Source organism: Allobosea sp. 47.2.35 (assembly GCF_024655635.1).
GTDB lineage: Bacteria > Pseudomonadota > Alphaproteobacteria > Rhizobiales > Beijerinckiaceae > Allobosea.
The window spans coordinates 391574-408870 of the sequence record NZ_JANLGI010000001.1; the positions used below are offsets into that span (position 1 = coordinate 391574).

General features: G+C 65.7%; 19 protein-coding genes. 10 read left to right on the plus strand and 9 right to left on the minus strand.

Annotated features, from left to right (window positions below; genetic code table 11):
* Nucleotides 1-35: 35 nt before the first annotated feature.
* Nucleotides 36-1238, minus strand: coding sequence for a pyridoxal phosphate-dependent aminotransferase (locus NUV79_RS02015; protein ID WP_257731402.1), 1203 nt, complete (start codon nt 1236-1238; stop codon nt 36-38).
* Nucleotides 1239-1402: 164 nt separating this feature from the next.
* Between NUV79_RS02015 and NUV79_RS02020 the strand changes: the two genes are divergently transcribed.
* The 3 genes from NUV79_RS02020 (at nt 1403) to NUV79_RS02030 (ending at nt 4277) form a co-directional block, all read left to right on the plus strand.
* Nucleotides 1403-1882, plus strand: coding sequence for a YaiI/YqxD family protein (locus NUV79_RS02020; RefSeq protein ID WP_257731403.1), 480 nt, complete (start codon nt 1403-1405; stop codon nt 1880-1882).
* A gap of 133 nt (nt 1883-2015) precedes the next feature.
* Nucleotides 2016-2990 carry a Bug family tripartite tricarboxylate transporter substrate binding protein gene (locus NUV79_RS02025; RefSeq protein ID WP_257731404.1) on the plus strand — a complete coding sequence of 325 codons (975 nt, stop codon included), beginning with the start codon at nt 2016-2018 and terminating at the stop codon, nt 2988-2990.
* A 153-nt stretch (nt 2991-3143) separates the two neighbouring features.
* Complete coding sequence (locus tag NUV79_RS02030; protein WP_308218146.1) at nt 3144-4277, plus strand: PQQ-dependent sugar dehydrogenase; 1134 nt, start codon at nt 3144-3146, stop codon at nt 4275-4277.
* A gap of 7 nt (nt 4278-4284) precedes the next feature.
* Here the strand turns inward: NUV79_RS02030 and NUV79_RS02035 are convergent, their stop codons facing one another.
* The 3 genes from NUV79_RS02035 to NUV79_RS02045 are packed head-to-tail and all read right to left on the minus strand — an operon-like array spanning nt 4285 to nt 5282.
* Nucleotides 4285-4587 (minus strand): hypothetical protein, encoded by a 303-nt coding sequence (locus NUV79_RS02035; protein ID WP_257731405.1) that lies wholly within the window; start codon nt 4585-4587, stop codon nt 4285-4287.
* Nucleotides 4588-4625: 38 nt separating this feature from the next.
* Nucleotides 4626-4982 carry a DMT family protein gene (locus NUV79_RS02040; RefSeq protein ID WP_257731406.1) on the minus strand — a complete coding sequence of 119 codons (357 nt, stop codon included), beginning with the start codon at nt 4980-4982 and terminating at the stop codon, nt 4626-4628.
* A gap of 42 nt (nt 4983-5024) precedes the next feature.
* Nucleotides 5025-5282: a SemiSWEET family sugar transporter gene (locus NUV79_RS02045; RefSeq protein ID WP_257731407.1), complete on the minus strand. Its 258-nt coding sequence runs from the start codon at nt 5280-5282 to the stop codon at nt 5025-5027.
* A gap of 125 nt (nt 5283-5407) precedes the next feature.
* Between NUV79_RS02045 and NUV79_RS02050 the strand changes: the two genes are divergently transcribed.
* The 6 genes from NUV79_RS02050 (at nt 5408) to NUV79_RS02075 (ending at nt 11720) form a co-directional block, all read left to right on the plus strand.
* A complete protein-coding gene (locus tag NUV79_RS02050; protein ID WP_257731408.1) occupies nt 5408-6592 on the plus strand; it encodes a lytic murein transglycosylase in 1185 nt (394 codons plus the stop codon).
* Between the two features lie 77 nt (nt 6593-6669).
* Nucleotides 6670-7059: a RidA family protein gene (locus NUV79_RS02055; RefSeq protein ID WP_257731409.1), complete on the plus strand. Its 390-nt coding sequence runs from the start codon at nt 6670-6672 to the stop codon at nt 7057-7059.
* Between the two features lie 91 nt (nt 7060-7150).
* Nucleotides 7151-8740 carry an ABC transporter substrate-binding protein gene (locus tag NUV79_RS02060; protein WP_257731410.1) on the plus strand — a complete coding sequence of 530 codons (1590 nt, stop codon included), beginning with the start codon at nt 7151-7153 and terminating at the stop codon, nt 8738-8740.
* Between the two features lie 144 nt (nt 8741-8884).
* The gene (gene leuB, locus NUV79_RS02065) at nt 8885-9994 is read left to right on the plus strand and encodes a 3-isopropylmalate dehydrogenase (protein WP_257731411.1); all 1110 of its coding nucleotides are present in this window, start codon (nt 8885-8887) and stop codon (nt 9992-9994) included.
* A gap of 106 nt (nt 9995-10100) precedes the next feature.
* Nucleotides 10101-11057 (plus strand): protein-methionine-sulfoxide reductase catalytic subunit MsrP, encoded by a 957-nt coding sequence (gene msrP / locus NUV79_RS02070; protein ID WP_257731412.1) that lies wholly within the window; start codon nt 10101-10103, stop codon nt 11055-11057.
* A 90-nt stretch (nt 11058-11147) separates the two neighbouring features.
* Nucleotides 11148-11720, plus strand: a complete 573-nt coding sequence (locus NUV79_RS02075; protein WP_257731413.1) for a methylated-DNA--[protein]-cysteine S-methyltransferase — start codon at nt 11148-11150, stop codon at nt 11718-11720.
* A gap of 75 nt (nt 11721-11795) precedes the next feature.
* On the opposite strand, the gene NUV79_RS02080 is transcribed toward NUV79_RS02075, so the two are convergent.
* From NUV79_RS02080 to NUV79_RS02090, 3 genes are read right to left on the minus strand one after another with little or no spacing between them, the layout of a single operon-like run.
* Nucleotides 11796-12995, minus strand: coding sequence for an RNA polymerase sigma factor (locus NUV79_RS02080; RefSeq protein ID WP_257731536.1), 1200 nt, complete (start codon nt 12993-12995; stop codon nt 11796-11798).
* Between the two features lie 53 nt (nt 12996-13048).
* A complete protein-coding gene (locus tag NUV79_RS02085; protein ID WP_257731537.1) occupies nt 13049-13402 on the minus strand; it encodes a YciI family protein in 354 nt (117 codons plus the stop codon).
* A gap of 19 nt (nt 13403-13421) precedes the next feature.
* The gene (locus NUV79_RS02090; protein WP_257731414.1) at nt 13422-13814 is read right to left on the minus strand and encodes an MAPEG family protein; all 393 of its coding nucleotides are present in this window, start codon (nt 13812-13814) and stop codon (nt 13422-13424) included.
* 323 nt (nt 13815-14137) lie between these two features.
* Between NUV79_RS02090 and NUV79_RS02095 the strand changes: the two genes are divergently transcribed.
* Complete coding sequence (locus tag NUV79_RS02095) at nt 14138-14689, plus strand: NADPH-dependent FMN reductase (protein WP_257731415.1); 552 nt, start codon at nt 14138-14140, stop codon at nt 14687-14689.
* Nucleotides 14690-15230: 541 nt separating this feature from the next.
* On the opposite strand, the gene NUV79_RS02100 is transcribed toward NUV79_RS02095, so the two are convergent.
* Together NUV79_RS02100 and trxB are read right to left on the minus strand one after the other, a co-directional pair.
* Nucleotides 15231-16121, minus strand: a complete 891-nt coding sequence (locus NUV79_RS02100) for a LysR family transcriptional regulator (protein ID WP_079591033.1) — start codon at nt 16119-16121, stop codon at nt 15231-15233.
* Nucleotides 16122-16265: 144 nt separating this feature from the next.
* Nucleotides 16266-17231, minus strand: coding sequence for a thioredoxin-disulfide reductase (gene trxB / locus NUV79_RS02105; protein ID WP_257731416.1), 966 nt, complete (start codon nt 17229-17231; stop codon nt 16266-16268).
* Nucleotides 17232-17297: the final 66 nt, after the last annotated feature.

Consider the following 17297-nt stretch of genomic DNA (forward strand, 5'->3'; position numbering starts at 1 on the left):
GACCCGGCGCGTTGCGGCGCCTTTTGTCATCGTGCTCAGCGCAGCTCGGCGCAGAAGCGCTGGATGCGGCGGCAGGCCTCTTCCAGCTTCTCGTCCGAGGTGGCGTAGGAGATGCGGAAGTTCGGGCCGAGGCCGAAGGACGAGCCGTGCACGGCCGCGACGGCTTCCGTCTCGAGCAGGCCCATGACGAGGTCTTCGTCGGTCTCGATCTTCTTGCCGTTCGGCAGGGTCTTGCCGATCAGGGCCGAGCAGTCGGGATAGACGTAGAACGCGCCTTCCGGCACCGGGCACTTCAGGCCGCGGGTCTGGTTCAGCATGGAGACGACGAGGTCGCGACGGCGCTCGAAGGCCTTCTTGAAGACCGGGATGTGCTCCTGCGTGCCGTCGAGCGCCTCGACCGCCGCCCATTGCGAGATCGCAGAGGTGCCCGAGGTCTGCTGGCCCTGGACGAGGTCCATGGCGTTGATCAGAGCTTGCGGGCCCGCAGCGTAGCCGATGCGCCAGCCGGTCATGGCATAGGACTTCGAGACGCCGTTCATCGTCAGCGTGCGCTCGTAGAGAGCGGGCTCGACCTGCGCCGGGGTGACGAAGGTGAAGTCGCCGTAGACGAGGTGCTCGTACATGTCGTCGGTGAGGATCCAGACATGCGGATGGCGCATCAGCACATCCGTGAGCTTCTTCATCTCGGCATGGCTGTAGGCCGCGCCCGAAGGGTTCGACGGCGAGTTCAGGATCACCCACTTGGTCTTGGGGGTGATGGCCTTCTCGAGGTCCTCGGGCTGCAGCTTGAAGTCGTTCTTGAGATAGGTCTCGGCGAAGGTCGGCGTGCCGCCGCAGAGCGCGACCATCTCGGGATAGGACACCCAGTAGGGCGAGACGCAGATGACCTCGTCGCCCGGGTTCAGCGTGGCGAGCAGCGCGTTGTAGATGACATGCTTGCCGCCGGTCGAGACGATGGTCTGGCTCGCCTTGTAGTCGAGGCCGTTTTCGCGCTTGAACTTGCGGGCAACCGCCTCGCGCAGCTGCGGGATGCCGGAGACCGGGGTGTACTTGGTCTCGCCGCGCTTGATCGCGGCGATGGCCGCTTCCTTGATATTGTCCGGCGTGTCGAAATCGGGTTCGCCGACGGAGAGCGAGATCACGTCCTTGCCCTGGGCTTTCAGGTCGCGGGCCTTCTGCGTGATCGTGATGGTCGCGGACGGCTTCACGCGCTTCAGGGCATCGGCAAGAAAGGCCATGGGACTGATCTCCGGGGAGGCGGACGGGTGAGCGCAGGATAAGGCGCGGGCGAGGTTTATGACTCGACGGCGATGATCGCAAGCGCAACTGATTGATGTCTGGCAGAAACGTCATGAATTCAGGGCGGTTTGCCCTTGCGCTCCGGGCATGCGAAGGCCGGTTCATGACGAACGCTGCCGGTCCGATCGCAATCTATGTCGATGCCGATGCCTGTCCGGTGAAGGACGAGGTCTATCGCGTCGCCGGCCGGCACCGGCTGCACGTCTTCGTCGTCGCCAACAGTTTCCTCAACCTACCGCGCGAGCCCTGGATCGAACGGGTGACGGTGCCCGGCAATTTCGATGCGGCCGATGACTGGATCGCGGAACGGGTCGGGCGAGGGGCGATCGTGATCACCGCCGACATTCCGCTGGCGGATCGCTGCATCAAGGCTGGAGCGGACGTCATCGGGCCCACGGGAAAACCCTTCACCGAGGCCTCCATCGGCATGGCGCTGGCGACGCGTGACATGATGGAGGATTTGCGCGCGATGGGCACTGTGCAGGGCGGGCCGAAACCGTTCTCGCAGAAGGACCGCTCGGCCTTCCTGCAGGCGCTCGACCTTGCGATCCAGCGCCTGAAGCGGGCGGGCTTTGGCGCCTAGGTCGTTCCGCGTCTGCCGCAGGTCGGTCGAGGCCGGCTGCGCCTTAGGTGCTGCTGGACGCATGGCGCCTTTGCCCGTAAATCTCGCCGCAAAGCAGGCTCGCCAATTCAGGCGTGCGCCCGGGAGGAAGTCCATGTCGTTGACCCGCCGTTCCACGCTCGGCCTGATGGCCGGCGCCGTCTTCGCTCCGTCGATCGTTCGGGCGCAGAGCTTCCCGAGCAAGGTCGTCACGCTGGTCGTGCCCTATCCGGCGGGCGGTCCGACCGACGCCATCGCGCGCTTCGTGGCGCAGGATCTATCGGCCGCCTTCGGTCATAACGTCGTGGTCGACAACCGGGCCGGCGCCTCGGGCGCGGTGGGCACCCGCGCCGTCGCCCATGCGGCGCCGGACGGCTACACCATCGTGTTCGGCAACAACCAGACGCATGGCAACAACATGTTCCTGCTGAAGGAGCCGGGCTACGACGCGGTCAAGGATTTCGCGCCGCTCGCCGGCGTCGGCGCCTTCGAGCACGCCTTCGTCGTGCGCAACGGCCTGCCGGTGAAGAACATCCAGGAGCTGATCGCGCTGGCCAAGGCCGATCCGGGCAAGCTCAATTACGGCTCGACCGGCGTCGGCTCCGGCTCGCATCTCGCCATGGAGCTGTTCATGCAGCGCACCGGCATCAAGATGACGCATGTGCCGTTCCGGGGCGCCGCGCCGCTGGTGCAGGAGATCATCGGCGACCGCATCGACATCGCCAACTCGACCCTGCCGAGCGTGCTGGAGCAGATCAATGCCGGCACGCTGCGCGCGCTGGCGCTGGCCAGCCCCGAGCGCAACCCGCGCGCCAAGGATATCCCGACGCTGCGCGAGCAGGGCGTCAGCAATGCCGATGCCGATTCCTGGGCGGCCTTCTTCGCTCCGGTGAAGACGCCGGACGACGTGCTCGACAAGCTGTCGAAGGCTGTCATCGCCTCGCTCAACAAGCCCGAGACCCGCGAGGCGATCCTGAAGCTCGGCTTCACGCTGAAGGTGCGCGATCCCGCGGCGTTCAAGCCCTACCACGCCCAGGAGATCGCGACCTGGAAGCAGATCATCGCTGACGCCGGTGTGAAGCCGGAATAAGCGGCCTTCGCTTCGATCCACCGGCCGGTATGTGACTCCGGCCGGATGGCCCATGATGACCTCACTTCGTCGTGAGTTGGCAGCAACGGCTTGGTGATCCGCCGCGTTCCCCTCTATCTCCGGTCAGGGGCCGGATGGAGCGAGGAGAGCGCGATGCTGCGATTGGGTCTGGTGGGTTTGCTCGGAACGGTGCTGGCGTTCGCGAGCCCGGCGCTGCCGGCTTCGGCCCAGAAGCGCTATCCCTCCAGCGCCGGCGAGCTATCGGTCGAGACCGTCGCGAGCGGGCTCGAAAACCCCTGGGGCCTCGCCTTCCTGCCGGACGGGCGCATGCTGGTCACCGAGCGGCCGGGCCGGCTGCGGCTGGTCGAGAAAGACGGCAAGCTCTCGCGGCCGATCAACGGGGTGCCGAGCGTTGCGGCGCGCGGGCAGGGCGGTCTGCTCGGCATCGCTCTCGATCCCGGTTTCGCGCAGAACCGCCTCGTCTATCTCTCCTTTTCCGAGCCGCGCTCGGGCGGCAGCGGCACCAGCGTTGCGCGCGGGCGCCTGAACGAGCAGGGCACGGCGCTGACCGCTGTCGAGGTGATCTTCCGGCAATTGCCGGCGATCAACTCCAACCTGCATTTCGGTTCGCGACTGGTCTTCGACCGGACGGGGGCGCTCTTCGTCACGGTCGGCGACCGCTACAGCCAGCGCGACCAGGCGCAGAACCCTGCCAATCATCTCGGCAAGGTCATCCGCATCCGGCCGGATGGCGCGACGCCGGCCGATAATCCGAAGAAGGACGGCTGGGCACCGGAGATCTGGTCGATCGGCCATCGGAATGTTCAGGGCGCGGCGCTACATCCCGATACCGGGCAGCTCTGGACTGCCGAGCATGCGGCGCGCGGCGGCGACGAGATCAACACGCCCAAGGCCGGGCTGAACTATGGCTGGCCGGTCATCACCTATGGCGTCGATTATTCCGGCGCGAAGATCGGTGAGGGCACGTCGAAGCCCGGCATGGAGCAGCCCCTGTTCTACTGGGACCCGTCGATCGCGCCCTCGGGCGCGGCGTTCCATAGCGGGGCGGCCTGGCCGGCCTGGAGGAACTCGCTCTTCGTCGGCGCGCTCGCCGGGCAGATGCTGGTCAGGCTCTCGACCGAGGGCGGGAAGGTGACAGGCCAAGAGCGTCTGCTCACCGATATCGGCGCGCGCATCCGCGACGTCGTGCAGGGGCCGGACGGTTTCCTCTACCTGCTCAGCGATGATGCCGACGGGAAGGTGCTACGGGTCAAGCCAGCCCGTTAGCTGCCGATCAGGGGCCGCAATCCCATTCGCGCTCGATGACGAAGACCTTGCGGGTCGCGAGGCTGCCATTGGGGTCGTAGAGATCGCCGACATAGTACTCGGTGCCGGCGGCGTCATGGGCGCTGCGCTCGACCTGGAGCGACCAGCCGTAGCCGACCTGCTTGCCGCCCTGCCAATTGCGATGGACCGCGCTGGCCGAGGGGCCGGAGAGGATACGCGCCTTGTCGTCGCTCGGGCTGCAGGTCGGGCCGGCGAGGGCAGCCGTGGTGGCGAGCACGAGGCCGCAGAGAATGAGTGCCGTCTTTTGCAAGGCAGTCGGTCCTGTCGAAGAGTTGGGAAGCCCGGCGCTCAGGCCTTGGCGTGGAAGATGAAGAAGGCGCCAGCCGCGATCAGGGCGAAGCCGATTGCGTGGCTCCAGGTCAGCGATTCCTTGAGCCAGAACACCGAGAAACCGGCGAAGACGGTGAGCGTTATGACTTCCTGCATCGTCTTCAACTCGGCGGCGGAATAGACGGCGGAGCCGATGCGATTGGCGGGCACGGCCAGCATGTATTCGGGCAGGGCGATCATCCAGCTCGCGAGGATGGCGAGCCAGATCGCCGTGCTCTTGTAGCTGAGATGCCCATACCAGGCGAAGGTCATGAAGATGTTCGAGCCGAACAGCATCACGATCGGCAGGAGATGGGCCATGGAGAGCGAGGGCATGCCGGGAGCCTTCTGCGCGATGGTTCGGAGGTGCTTGAGCGTTCAGCCAAAACGCAGCTTCATGGTGATAATGGCCAGCACGAGCAGCAGGGTCAGTGAGTTGGCGACGATGACTGGCCAGGACAGGATCTGGACGCCGTAGACCAGCCAGAGCACCGTCCCGCAAGCGAGGAGAAGTTGCGTCCACAGCGAGATCGCGCGGGTGTCGCGCGTGCGCAAGGTGCGCCAGGTCTGCGGCAGCCAGCACAAGCTGGTCAGCGCGGCGGCGACGAAACCGAGGAGTTCGACGGAGAGGGGCACGGGAGTATTCCGGAGGACGCCGCTCCCATAGCGGGATTCGGGACTGCCCCGCCAGATGGGCATGGTTAACTTCCGTTAACGGCAACGCCCTAGTTTTGCGTGAATTCTGCGATTCGGTGGAGACCATGCGCGCAATCACACTGGCCTTGCCATTCGTCCTTCTCGCTTCCGCCGCCTCGGCACAGAGCGGGTTCAAGTCCTGCCTTGCGGGCTTGCGTTCGGAGGCGGCCGCCAAGGGCGTCTCGGGTGCGACCTTCGACCGAGCCATGGCCGGCGTCGAGCCGGACATGAAGGTCATCGAGGCCATGAACAATCAGCCGGAGTTCAAGACTCCGATCTGGGACTATCTCGGCACCCTCGTCGACGAGGAGAAGGTGGCGGAAGGGCGCGCGATGATGCGCCAGCATGCCTCGACCCTCGCGGCGGCCGAGCAGCGCTTCGGCGTCGATCGTCACACGATCGCTGCCGTCTGGGGCGTCGAGAGCGATTTCGGCAAGGCGCGGGGCAAGATGCCGCTGGTGCAGGCCCTCTCGACCGGCGCCTGCCTGGCGCCGCGCCGCAATGCCTTCTTCAAGGGCGAATTGATCGCGACGCTGCAGATCATCCAGCGTGGCGACGTGCGCCCCGAGCGGCTGTTCGGTTCCTGGGCCGGCGCTTTCGGCCATACCCAGTTCATCCCCTCGACCTATCTCCGGCTCGCGGTCGATGGCGATGGCGACGGCCGGCGCGATCTCGTCGATTCGATCCCCGATGCGCTGCACTCCACCGCGAATTTCATGGACAAGGCCGGCTGGGTCACCGGCGCGACCTGGGGCTACGAGGTGCGCGTGCCCGGTGGCTATTCCGGCCCGACCGGGCGCAACCCCAAGCATCCGGTGTCGAGCTGGGCCTCGCGCGGCATCGTCAAGTTCGACGGCTCGCCGCTGACCGGCTCGGGCAATGCCGGGCTGCTGATGCCGGCGGGGCGCAACGGCCCGGCCTTCCTCGTCTTCAAGAACTACGATGCCGCTTACAGCTACAACGGCGCGGATTCCTATGCGCTCGCGATCTCGCTGCTGTCCGACCGCCTGCGCGGCCGTCCGGGCGTGCAGGGCGATTGGCCGACCGACGACCTGCCGCTCTCGCGCGAGCAGCGCCGCGAGCTGCAGCGGCTGCTGATTGCGCGCGGCTACAATGTCGGCGAGCCGGATGGCGCCGTCGGTTCGCTGACGCGCGCCGCGATCAAGGAGATCGAGGCGAAGATCGGCATGCCCCAGACCGGTAGGCCGGGCGAGAAGGTTCTGCGCGCGCTCAAGGGCGGGCGGGTCTGACCGCGCAGAAAACGGGTGGCGTCGCGGGAGTGCTTGGGAAAAGCGTTCCTGCCGCATCTGAAGCCTCCGGAGACGCCATGACCCGCCGCCTGATTTCCACCGGCTCACCCTTCGAGCGCAGCTTCGGCTATTCGCGCGCCGTGATCGACGGCGATCTCGTCTTCGTCTCCGGCACGACCGGCTACGACTACGCCACGATGACGTTGCCGGAGGATCCGGCCGAGCAGGCCCGCAACATCTTCCGCACGATCAGCGCCGTGCTGGAGGAGGCCGGCTCGTCGCTCGCGCAGGTGGCGCGGGCGCAATATTTCGTCACCGACCGCAGCTATTGCGAGCCGGTCCTGGCCGTCTGCGGCGAGTTCTTCAGCGAGATCAGGCCGGCGGCCGCGATCTATGTCGTGACCGGGCTGCTCAAGGCGGAGATGAAGGTCGAGATCGAAGTGACCGCACGCGTCGGAAGCGCCTGACGGCAAGTTGTCGACAGACTGCCGACACTTGGTATATCCCTTGCTAGGCGGTGCCCTCGAGGCATCCGCCTACAAAAGAGGGAGATCTGCCATGTCGATCCGCCGTCGCACGGTCCTCACGGGAGTTGGCGCGCTTGCCGCCACAGCCTTCATGGGCAACCGGGCCTTTTCGCAGGGGGCGGCGGCAACGCTGCGCTTCAACCCCTCGACGCCGCTGCCGTCGCTCGATCCGATCACGGCGACGAGCTATGTCATCCGCAATCACGGCTACCTGATCTACGATACGCTCTTCGCCACCGATGCGAATTTCCAGATCAAGCCGCAGATGGTCGAGGCATGGGAGACAGCGCCGGACGGGCTGAGCTGGACGTTCCGCCTCCGCGACGGGCTCGCCTTCCATGACGAGACGCCGGTTCGCGCGCAGGACTGCATCGCCTCGATCGCCCGCTGGTCGAAGCGGGATGCCTTCGGCCAGACCTTCGCCACCTTCGTCGACGGTTACGACGTCGTCGATCAGCGCAGCTTCCGCATCCGCCTGAAGAAGCCCTTCCCGATGATGACGGCCGCGCTCGGCAAGCTCTCGTCGAACGTGCCCTTCATCATGCCGGAGCGCATCGCGCAGACCGACCACATGAAGAACATCACGGAGGCGGTCGGCTCCGGCCCGTGGCGCTTCATGGATAAGCAGTGGGTGCCCGGCCAGAACGCGATCTACGAGCGCTTCGCCAAGTACAAGCCGCGCGAGGAGGCGCCGTCCTGGGCCGCCGGCGGCAAGGTCGCCCGGATCGATCGCATCGAGTGGCTCGCCTTGACCGAGGCCGCTGCCGCGGCCGGCGCCCTGATGCAGGGAGAGCTGGACTGGTACGAGCAGCCGCCGGTCGACCTGATCCCGATGCTGAAGGGCAACAAGGACGTTGTCATCGAGAACGTGCCGCTCGGCCTGTTCCTGCTGATGCGCTTCAACCAGATGCAGCCGCCCTTCAACAATCCGGCGATCCGCCGGGCCGTGATGGCCGCGGTCAACCAGACCGACTACATGGAGGCGGTCGTCGGCGACAAGGCGTTCTACAGCGGTGCCAAAACCTTCTTCACGCCGGGCTCGCCGATGTCGTCGGGCGCGGGCGGTGCGGCGGCCATGCCGGGCAATCTCGAGAAGGCCAAGGCCATGCTCAAGGAGGCCGGCTACAAGGGCGAGAAGGTCGTCCTGCTCGCGCCGGCCGACCAGCCGATCGCCTATCAGCAGTGCATGATCACCGAGGACCTGTTCAAGAAGCTCGGCATCAATTCGGAGTTGGTCGCGACCGATTGGGCGAGTTTCATCGGCCGCCGTTCGAATCGCGGCCTGCCCGACCAGGGCGGCTGGTCGGTGTTCCATACGCTGTGGTCCTGCGCCGACACGCTCAATCCGGCGCTGCACCCGCTGATGCGGGCCAATGGCGGCTCCGCCTGGTTCGGCTGGCCCGAGGATGCCCAGATCGAAGGGCTTCGGGACACCTGGATCGCGACGCCGGAGGAGGCGAAGCAGAAGGAGATCGCGGCGAAGATCGAGGAGCGCGGCTTCGAGGTCGTTCCCTACGTTCCTTGCGGCCTCGTCCAGCAGCCGATGGCCTTCCGCCGCAACTTGAGCGGCATGGTGCTCGCGCCGGTGCAGTTCTTCTGGAACATGGAAAAGAAGGCCTGAGCCGCGCTCACAGCGCCGGCGCATGACCTGCCATGCGCCGGCTTCGCAGGCCCGCCGCTTGCGTCGCCACGGTTCCGCCCGTAATCACCCCGCGAGGCCGGAAAACGGCCGAGCTGACGACATCAAGCGCGCGAGGCGACGACCATGGCGACCCACAAGCTCCTGCTGCTCCCCGGCGACGGCATCGGCCCCGAGGTGATGGGCCAGGTCGAGCAGATCGTCTCATGGTTCGGCAAGCAGGGCCTCGGCTCCTTCGAGATCGAGAAGGGTCTCGTCGGCGGCGCTGCCTATGACGCGTACAAGCAGGCGATTTCCGAAGGCGACATGAAGCTCGCCCAGGATGCCGACGCCGTGCTGTTCGGCGCGGTCGGCGGCCCGAAATGGGCCGACGTGCCCTACCAGCATCGTCCGGAAGCCGGCCTGCTGCGCCTGCGCAAGGATCTCGGCCTTTTCGCCAACCTCAGGCCCGCGATCTGCTATCCGGCGCTGGCCTCGGCCTCCTCGCTCAAGCCCGAGGTCGTCGAAGGCCTCGACATTCTGATCGTGCGCGAGCTCACCGGCGGCGTCTATTTCGGCGAGCCGAAGGAGATCGTCACGCTGGAGGACGGCTCCAAGCGCGGCGTCGATACGCAGCTCTACACCACGCCGGAAATCGACCGGATCTGCCGCGTCGCCTTCGAGCTGGCGCGCACCCGCCGCAACAAGGTTTCCTCGGCCGAGAAGCACAACGTCATGAAAACCGGCGTGCTCTGGAAGCAGACGGTCACGGCTCTTCATGCCGCGGAATACAAGGATGTCGAGCTGGAGCATGTGCTGGCCGATAACTGCGCCATGCAGCTCGTGCGCTGGCCGAAGCAGTATGACGTCATCGTCTGCGACAACCTGTTCGGCGACATCCTCTCCGACGTGGCGGCGATGCTGACCGGCTCGCTCGGCATGCTGCCCTCGGCCTCGCTCGGTGCCGAGGACCCGGCCACCGGCAAGCGCAAGGCGCTCTACGAGCCCGTCCACGGCTCGGCGCCGGACATCGCCGGCAAGGGCCTCGCCAACCCGATCGCGATGATCGGCTCGTTTGCCATGGCGCTGCGCTATTCGTTCGGCGCGGGCGAGGCGGCCGACCGGCTCGAAGGCGCGATCGCCGACGTGCTCGGCTCTGGCACCCGCACCAAGGACATCGCGGCTCCCGGCGCCAACGCCGTCTCGACCAGCGAGATGGGCGCCGCGATCATTGGGGCGTTGGAAGCGCGCGGCTGATTCCAGCCTGTGCATGACGAGGGAGAGAATATCTCTCTCCCTCGTGAATTGCCGTGACCCCGCTTTCGTGGCCTAACGAGCCCATCGAAAACGGAGTATGTCCGTCATGCTGATCAAGCGCCGTGCCGGCTGGGAAATGCCGGAAAGCCAGGCCACGCCCGAGAGCGTGTTCCTCAATCGCCGCCAGTTGATGACTGCCGGCGCCGGATTGATCGCAGGCGCTGCATTGCCGGGCATTGCGACGGCTCAGGGCGCCGATCCGACGCTCGATCTCTATCCCGCCAAGCGCAATGCCGCGTATGTGCTGGGCGTGCCGCAGACGGCGGAAGAGGACGCGGCGAACTACAACAATTTCTACGAGTTCGGCATGTCGAAGGACATCGTCGATGCCTCGAAGCGCCTCGCCATTCGCCCCTGGACCATCCAGGTCGACGGGCTTGTCGAGAAGCCCTTCGAGATCGGTTTCGACGATCTCATCCGCAAGTTGCCGATCGAGGAGCGGCTCTATCGCTTCCGCTGCGTCGAGGCCTGGGCGATGGCCGTGCCGTGGACCGGCATCCCGCTCGCCTCCTTCGTCGCGCTGGCGAAGCCGCTCTCGGGCGCGAAATATATCCGCTTCGAGACCTTCATGAACCCGCGCGTCGCGCCGGGGCAGAACCAGCGTTGGTATCCATGGCCCTATACGGAAGGGCTGACCATCGCGGAGGCGACGAACGAATTGCCGCTGCTCGTCACCGGCATCTACGGCAAACCGCTGCCGACGCAGCACGGCGCGCCGATCCGATTGATCACGCCGTGGAAATACGGCTTCAAGTCGGTGAAATCGATCCGCAAGATCAGCTTCGTCGCCGAGCGCCCGAAGACATTCTGGGAAGGCTTGCAGGCCTCGGAATACGGCTTCTGGGCCAATGTGAACCCGGCCGTGCCGCATCCGCGCTGGAGCCAGGCGAGCGAGCAGATCCTGGGTTCGCGCGAGCGCCGGCCCACCCAGATCTATAACGGCTATGGCGAGCAGGTTGCGGGGCTCTACAAGGGGCTGGAGGGCGAGAAGCTCTTCATGTGAGGCAGCGCCTCGGCAGGTTTCGGGTGCCGTATCCTGCCGCTGCCGTGCTAGACCTCGTGTCATCCCAAGCCGGAACGACACGGGTCGCCCATGGCCAATCAGCATTTCCATCTGTTCGGAACCACGATCGGCCCTTGCGCGGTCGTCTGGGAAGGCGAGCGCTTCATCGGCGCGCAACTGCCCGAGCGCGACGAGGCGGCGGCGCGCAAGCGCCTGGAGCGGCGGTTTCCCGAAGCCGATGAAGTGCCAGCCGAGGGCTTTGTCGCAGAGGCCGTGGCCGGCATTCGCGCGCTGTTCGACGGCGAGAAGCGCGACCTGTCGCATCTGCCGGTGGCGCTGGAGAGCGTCTCCGACTTCAACCGCAAGGTCTACGAGGTCGCGCTCGCCATTCCCCATGGCGAGACCTTGACCTATGGCGAGGTGGCGCAACGTATCGGCGATCCCGGCGCGGCGCGGGCGGTGGGTGTCGCGCTCGGCCAGAATCCCTGGCCGATCATCGTGCCCTGCCATCGGATATTGGCGGCTGGCGGCAAGACCGGCGGCTTCTCGGCCGAGGGCGGCGTCGAGATCAAGCTGCGAATCCTGACCATCGAGAAGGCGCGCACCAGCACCGAGCCCAGCCTGTTCGATGCTTTGCCTCTGGCGGCGCGACCGGGGCGCTAAGGCCACGCCGCGGGGGCGTTGAGATGACCGATTGGTCCGCCGGCTGAGAGGCCCAAGGGCACTGCCGGGTATTCGTCAGGGGGCGCTCCTAGAGCCGGGAGATGTCGGTCCCAGGCCTTTCAGCAGTTTGCGCAGCAGGAGCCGATCGGCCTCCCGATCTGCTCTCTCGATTGCGACCAATCCATCGCGCTGCGCCTTGTCCCAGGCACCGGCGCGCGCATGGATGACGGATGCGGCGGCATGGAAGGGTTGAAAGCCGTCAAGCTCCGCTCGCAATCCCTCGATCACGGCCTGAGCGGCGCCGACCAAGCCATTTTCGACGAGCGCGACCGCATGGTTCAACCGCACGACGACCGTCGGCTCGATGGTCAGCAACAGCGTGTAGAGCTGCAGGATCTGCGGCCAATCGGGCTCCGGATCAGCCATCTGGCAGGCGCTGATCGCTGCCTTGATCTGAAACGGGCCGGAGCGCTTGCGCAGCAGGGCGGTGCGGAGAAGCGACCGCCCTTCGTCGAGGTGCTGCCTGTTCCACAAGGCTCGATCCTGTTCGCCGGGCGGCACCGTTGCGCCATCGGCGTCGATCCGGGCGGCACGGCGCGCGTCGGTCAGCAGCATCAGCGCCAACCCGCCCTCGATCTCGGCCTGGCCCGGGCGCAGAGCGAGGAGAAGGCGGCCGAGAAAAATCGCCTCGGCGCAGAGATCCCGAGGCTCGTCCGGGCCGGCCGTATAGCCGGTGGTGAAGATCAGGTAGATCGTGGTCAGTACGGTCCGCAGGCGGTCATCCCATTCTTCGGGGCCGGGTACTGCGAACGGAATGCCTGCGGCTGCGATCTTGGATTTGGCGCGGCTGAGCCGCTGGCCCATGGTCGGTGCCGCATCCAGGAACAGCCGCGCGATCTCTTCGGTGCTGAGGCCGCAGACGGTCCGCAATGTCAGGGCCATCCGCGATTTTTCTTCCAGCGCCGGATGGCAGCAGGTGAAGATCAGCCGCAGCCTTTCATCAGGAAAGTCCTCGGCGACTTCGTCCGTATCGAGGATGGCAAGCTGCGCCAGCGCCGCTTCGCGCCGGGCGCTGCGCCCTTCCGTCCGCAGCTGGTCGAGCGCCTTGCGCCCGGCGACCTTGAGGAGCCAGGCTCGCGGCGAATCCGGCAGTCCGTTTCGCCCCCAATGCAGGAGTGCCGAGATTCCGGCCTCCTGCAGTGCATCCTCGGCGCGCTGGAAATCGCCGAGGCGCGCGACAAGTGCCGCCATGAGCCGCCCCCGGTCCTGCTGCATCACCGCGCTCAGCGCGCGGGTGACTGCCATGGCCTGCGGAGCGGCTCCTGCCATCAGAGGTTGGCGGGGTTATAGGCCATCAGCGGCCTGACCTCGATCGTGCCCCATGCGGCGACCGGCAGCTGCGCGGCATAGCGCAAGGCAGCGTCGAGGTCGGGAACGTCGAGGATATAGTAGCCGCCGAGATGCTCGCGGGTCTCAGCGAAGGGGCCGTCCATGGTCTCGACCTTGCCGCCGCGCAGGCGGAGCGTCGTGGCCGTCTCGATCCCTTGCAACGCTTCACCGCCCCGCAGGACGCCATCGGCATTCGCACGGTCGTTGAAGTCCGAGAAGCCTCGCATCATGGCCCGGAACTCGGCGGTGCCATAGGTGGGCTCGGCATCCGGCGATGTGTAGATCAGAAGCATGTACTGCACGGAGCTCTCCTCAAAGGCCGAATGATGTGAAGACCAGGCAGGCCATCGCGTTCAGCGCGGCGAGCAGGCTGGCGGTATTGCCCACGATCCGTAGCGGGTGCGCGGCATTGACGGCGGTGAGCCCGAAGGGATGGGCAATCCGCCCGATCAGAAGCAATGCGCCGGAAACATGCAGCCAGATGGCATCGGCCTTGTTGCCCTCGGCGATGACCATCAGGATCAGCACCAGCGGCACCCATTCGACGAAATTGCCGTGCTGCCGGATCTTCTCGTGCAGGCCCGTGTCACCGGCATCGCCGATGGAGACTTTCAGGCTCGAGCGAGCCACCGTCACGCGGAACCACAGGACCAGAAACAGGACGGCGAGAGGCAGCGCGTAAAGCGCTGTAACCCTGAAAAGCATGAAGTTTGTCCCTCGTTTGTGTTGCGACAGACCAAGGACGCCGCTGGCCCAGCTGATTTCGACGTCTCTGTGTCAGGCGCGTTTTTTGTTTTCCGCTCGGCGCATCCGGATAGGAATAATCCCCTGATGGGACAAGGGGGCACGCCCGGCGGTTCACCTGAATGCGCAGTGCTTGGAAGCCCTGTCCGGAACCGATGGTGGCTGTCGGCCTGTCGGTTGCGCAGCTTGAATTCGCGCAATGTCGCCCTTGCAGCGCGGCGGCTTGCGCGGCGTAAGGCCCGGCCTCTACTGTGCCGGCCTTTCCACCCTCACTGGGGACTACCATGGCCAAACTGAAGCTCGCCGTCATCGTGGGCAGCAACCGCCGCGAATCGATCAATCGCAAGCTGGCCCAGGCGCTGGCGAAGCTGGGTGAGGGCGCTTTCGACGCCACCTTCGTCCAGATCGACGACCTGCCGATGTTCAACCAGGACCTGGAGCCGAACCGCCCGGAATCGACTCTGCGCCTGAAGCGCGAGATCGAGACCGCGGACGCGATCCTGATCGTCACGCCCGAGCATAACCGCTCGATCCCGGCCGTGCTCAAGAACGCGATCGACTGGGCCTCGCGCCCCTATGGCAAGAATTCCTGGGCCGGCAAGACCGTGGCCGTCACCGGCACCAGCGGTGGCGCCGTCGGTACGGCGGTGTCGCAGAACGAGCTGCGCATGATCCTGACCAATCTCGCCGGTGTCGTCGTCGGCAGCCAGGTCTTCGTCACCTTCAAGGATGACCTGATCGACGCCGAGAGCAACGTCACCAACGAGGCCACGCGCGGCTTCCTGCAGGGCTTCGTCGACAATTTCGCCAAGATCGCGGGCAAACTCGCCGCCTGATCTGCGGCCTCTGTGCTTGCACCAAGGCGTCGCCTCCGGGCGGCGCCTTTTTCGTTTCGGTGCGGCCGGCAGCTGGCGATCGGGCAAAAAAAGAGCCGGCGTCCCCGAGGGGAGCCGGCTTTGAAAGTTTGAAACATCTGGCGAAACCGCCAAACATCTCAGAGGGGAACGGCTGAAACGAACTCAACGCCGGGAGGAGATTGCGGAGCCCGTTTCGAACAACCGTGAGTACAATATCGGCCATGCCCTGCCATTTTGCAATGCAACATATCTTGGGTCCGCCATGCACATGCTGCATGAACCAAGGGCATATGGCGCTAATTTGAGCCTAAATGATTGAGAAATATGCGCTCGTTGCAGGATGAGGCCTGCGCGGGGAAGTTGCAGGGGCTTTGTAGATCCGGTTTTTGTCCGCTGCTGAACAGTTTTCAGGCGAACAGTCCGATTTTGGCGCATGCGAGATGCTTGGTTGGTCACAAAACCGCCAGAATTGAAAAGGGCGCCTCGCGGCGCCCGATTCTCTTTCACCGACGAGGCGAAATCAGTAAGTCCAGCGCTGGGCCTTCTGGATGAGGAAGTCGCGGAAGACCTGGACGCGGGCGACCGACTTCATTTCCTCAGGATAGACCAGATAGCTCTCGAGCTGCGGCATCTCGGTCTCGCGCATCAATTGCACGAGCGGGGAGCCGGTCTCGATCAGGTAATCCGGCAGCACGGCGATGCCGGCGCCCGAGTCCACCGCCCGCTTCATCGCGGTGATGTTGTTGACCGTGAGATGGATCGGCCGCGGGTTGCGCTGGTCGCGCCCCATGGTGCCGAGCCAGTGCACCGCCGTCAGGTAGGACGGCGAGGTGCCGCCGAAGGACAGGATGCGGTGGTTGTCGAGATCGTCGTAGCTCTTGGGCTCGCCGAAGCGCTTCACATAGGCCGGCGAGGCGTAGACGTGGAAGTGCACGGTGAAGAGCTTGCGCTGGATCAGGTCCGGCTGCTGCGGCTGGCGCAGGCGGATCGCTATATCGGCCTCGCGCATCGACAGGTCGAGTTCCTCATCGGTGAGGATGAGCTCGACCCGGATGTCGGGGTAGAGATCCATGAACTCGGAGAGGCGCGGCGTCAGCCAATGGCCGCCAAGGCCGCGGGTCGCCGTGACCTTGAGCTCGCCGGATGGATGCTCGCGCGTCTCGGAGAGCTGGGAACGCGTGCGTTCCAGCCGCTGCGTCATCTCGCGGGCGGCGCGCCACAGCAACTCGCCTTGCTCGGTGAGAATGAGGCCGCGCGTATGGCGGTGGAACAGCGGTGCGCGCAATTCACGCTCAAGCGCGCCGATCTGGCGGCTGACGGCCGATTGACTTAAGCCGAGAACGTCGCCAGCTTTGGTGAAGCTGCCTGACTCCGCGACCGTATAAAAGATTCTAATGCGGTCCCAATCCACCGCGCTTCCCCCGCTATGCGTTTTTTGCATGATGGGGGATAAAGGCGTTGTGCGTCAACGCCTGTGTGGCAGAGAGTCACCCTTATTCGTCGTGAATCTGGTGACGCAACCCATCAGAGTCAGTGATGGGTTGCGGCTAACCCTTCATTCCGCAGCTTCGCGGCGATCCAGAGCGCTGGCGGCGAGCCAGCGTTCGGCGTCCAGCGCCGCCATGCAGCCAAGGCCGGCTGCCGTCACCGCCTGGCGGTAATGCTCGTCGGTGACGTCGCCGGCGGCGAAGACGCCCTCGATATTGGTCCGGGTCGTACCGGCCTCGACATCGAGATAACCGGATTCGTTCATGGCGAGCTGGCCGACGAACAGCTCCGTCGCCGGCTTGTGGCCGATGGCGATGAAAACGCCGTCGGTCTTCAGTTCGCTCTCAGTGCCGGTCTTGAGGTTCTTCAGGCGCAGATGCGTGACGCTGGGCGGGGTCGTGCCGCCGCAGATCTCGGCGATTTCGCTATCCCAGATCACTTCGATCTTCGGGTGCTTGAACAGGCGCTCCTGCATCACGCGCTCGGCCCGCAGGCTGTCGCGGCGATGGACCAGAGTGACCTTGCTGGCGAGATTGGCGAGATAGAGCGCCTCCTCAACGGCGGTGTTGCCGCCGCCGACGACCGCGACCTCCTTGTTGCGGAAGAAAAAGCCGTCGCAGGTGGCGCAGGCCGAGACGCCGAAGCCTTGGAAGCTCTGCTCGGAGGGCAGGCCCAGCCATTTGGCCTGGGCGCCGGTCGCGATGATCAGTGCGTCGCAGGAATAGGTCTCGCCGCCGTCGCCCCAGAGCCGGAACGGGCGCTGCGAGAGGTCCACGCGGGCGATATGGTCGGAGACCATGCGGGTGCCCATGTGCTCGGCCTGGGCGCGCATCTGCTCCATCAGCCAGGGGCCCTGGATGACGTCGGCGAAGCCAGGATAGTTCTCGACATCGGTGGTGATCATCAGCTGGCCGCCGGCCTGCATGCCGGAGATCAGCACCGGTTCCATCATGGCGCGGGCGGCGTAGATCGCGGCGGTGTAGCCGGCCGGGCCGGAGCCGATGATCATGACGCGGGCGTGGGTGTGGGCCATCGTCTCAGTTCCTCTCCTGCGGGCTTGGGGCCGCAGCCTCGATCCGTCAGATACGCAGGCGAAGCG

Bases quoted from the DNA above. Each gene is read 5' to 3' on its own strand.
- NUV79_RS02075 (WP_257731413.1), top strand. From the start codon at position 11,148: ATGGCCAATCAGCATTTCCATCTGTTCGGAACCACGATCGGCCCTTGC.
- NUV79_RS02020 (WP_257731403.1), top strand. From the start codon at position 1,403: ATGACGAACGCTGCCGGTCCGATCGCAATCTATGTCGATGCCGATGCC.
- NUV79_RS02085 (WP_257731537.1), bottom strand. From the start codon at position 13,402: ATGCTTCTGATCTACACATCGCCGGATGCCGAGCCCACCTATGGCACC.
- NUV79_RS02090 (WP_257731414.1), bottom strand. From the start codon at position 13,814: ATGCTTTTCAGGGTTACAGCGCTTTACGCGCTGCCTCTCGCCGTCCTG.
- NUV79_RS02080 (WP_257731536.1), bottom strand. From the start codon at position 12,995: ATGCAGCAGGACCGGGGGCGGCTCATGGCGGCACTTGTCGCGCGCCTC.
- trxB (WP_257731416.1), bottom strand. From the start codon at position 17,231: ATGGCCCACACCCACGCCCGCGTCATGATCATCGGCTCCGGCCCGGCC.
- NUV79_RS02050 (WP_257731408.1), top strand. From the start codon at position 5,408: ATGCGCGCAATCACACTGGCCTTGCCATTCGTCCTTCTCGCTTCCGCC.
- NUV79_RS02015 (WP_257731402.1), bottom strand. From the start codon at position 1,238: ATGGCCTTTCTTGCCGATGCCCTGAAGCGCGTGAAGCCGTCCGCGACC.
- msrP (WP_257731412.1), top strand. From the start codon at position 10,101: ATGCTGATCAAGCGCCGTGCCGGCTGGGAAATGCCGGAAAGCCAGGCC.
- leuB (WP_257731411.1), top strand. From the start codon at position 8,885: ATGGCGACCCACAAGCTCCTGCTGCTCCCCGGCGACGGCATCGGCCCC.
- NUV79_RS02040 (WP_257731406.1), bottom strand. From the start codon at position 4,982: ATGCCCTCGCTCTCCATGGCCCATCTCCTGCCGATCGTGATGCTGTTC.
- NUV79_RS02060 (WP_257731410.1), top strand. From the start codon at position 7,151: ATGTCGATCCGCCGTCGCACGGTCCTCACGGGAGTTGGCGCGCTTGCC.
- NUV79_RS02025 (WP_257731404.1), top strand. From the start codon at position 2,016: ATGTCGTTGACCCGCCGTTCCACGCTCGGCCTGATGGCCGGCGCCGTC.
- NUV79_RS02030 (WP_308218146.1), top strand. From the start codon at position 3,144: ATGCTGCGATTGGGTCTGGTGGGTTTGCTCGGAACGGTGCTGGCGTTC.
- NUV79_RS02055 (WP_257731409.1), top strand. From the start codon at position 6,670: ATGACCCGCCGCCTGATTTCCACCGGCTCACCCTTCGAGCGCAGCTTC.
- NUV79_RS02095 (WP_257731415.1), top strand. From the start codon at position 14,138: ATGGCCAAACTGAAGCTCGCCGTCATCGTGGGCAGCAACCGCCGCGAA.